The organism is Spirulina sp. CCY15215 (assembly GCF_016888125.1).
Taxonomy (GTDB): domain Bacteria; phylum Cyanobacteriota; class Cyanobacteriia; order Cyanobacteriales; family Spirulinaceae; genus CCY15215.
The window spans coordinates 1-271 of sequence record NZ_JACSWA010000538.1 but is presented as its reverse complement, the minus strand read 5'-3'; the positions used below and the strand labels follow the sequence as shown (position 1 = coordinate 271).

The 271-nt window shown below is 46.1% G+C and carries 1 protein-coding gene; it reads left to right on the top strand.

The features are described from left to right. On the top strand, window positions 1–271 hold a 271-nt coding region (locus JUI58_RS18900), incomplete at both ends, for an RRXRR domain-containing protein (RefSeq protein WP_204105367.1).

Here is a 271-nt window from a genome sequence, read left to right as displayed (position 1 = left end):
CCATTGATGCCAACAAAACCCAGTCGCGCTCGACGCTGGCTGAAGGAAGGAAAAGCAAAAGTCGCGTACAACGACCTTGGAGTTTTCTGCGTCCAACTCCTGCAAGAACCGTCAGGAGAAGAAACACAAGAGATCGCAGTAGGAATTGACCCCGGAAAATTATATTCTGGAGTTGGGGCTGTTAGTTCCAAAGCAACTTTGTTCAAAGCACACCTTCAACTTCCCTTCAAATCTGTCACCCAAAAAATGACAGCAAGAAGGATATTGAGAA